Source organism: Thiocystis violacea (assembly GCF_016583575.1).
GTDB lineage: Bacteria > Pseudomonadota > Gammaproteobacteria > Chromatiales > Chromatiaceae > Thiocystis > Thiocystis violacea.
Genome location: NZ_NRRG01000187.1, coordinates 1 through 518, shown reverse-complemented (window position 1 = coordinate 518; position 518 = coordinate 1). Strand labels below are relative to the sequence as shown.

Here is a 518-nt window from a genome sequence, read left to right as displayed (position 1 = left end):
TACACCACGGACGCGATCGGCGCGTCGTTCACGCGAGCCTGCAAGCTTCTCGGAATCGACGACCTACGCTTTCATGACCTGCGGCACGACGGTGTTTCGAGGCTGTTCGAGCTTGGCTTGAACATACCCAAAGTCGCCTCCAACTCCGGTCATAGGTCGTGGACATCGCTCAAACGCTATACGCATCTGCGGCAGACAGGCGATAAGTACGACGGCTGGAAGTGGCTCACGGAGGTGACCAGGAAGGACCCTGCCCTGAAACTTGTCCAACACGGCCAGTTCCCCCGGAGACGGCGTTCCCAGCGGACGGCAGGCCGAGACCATTAAGCGATCGCGTCACCGGTCTCGGGTGTCAGGCGCCTCCGCCATCGCGAAGCCCGGATTAATATTCACAAAATTACCTGGGTGACGAGACACGATTCTTTGGTCGAGACCGAGCAGATCGATGTCGATCAGTTGATGCACGATACCTCCATGCAGCAACCGCAGAACCTCCGATAAGGCCAACGCTGCCGCGA

The 518-nt window shown here is 58.9% G+C and carries 2 protein-coding genes; one reads left to right on the top strand and one right to left on the bottom strand.

Features of this window, described 5'->3' with window-relative positions; genetic code table 11:
- The first annotated feature begins 15 nt into the window (after positions 1–15).
- Positions 16–327 carry a tyrosine-type recombinase/integrase gene (locus tag CKO27_RS25450; RefSeq protein ID WP_420825871.1) on the top strand — a complete coding sequence of 104 codons (312 nt, stop codon included), beginning with the start codon at positions 16–18 and terminating at the stop codon, positions 325–327.
- Positions 328–336: 9 nt separating this feature from the next.
- Here the strand turns inward: CKO27_RS25450 and CKO27_RS24325 are convergent.
- A partial coding sequence (locus tag CKO27_RS24325; protein ID WP_207173848.1) for a hypothetical protein occupies positions 337–518 on the bottom strand: 182 nt, incomplete at its 5' end.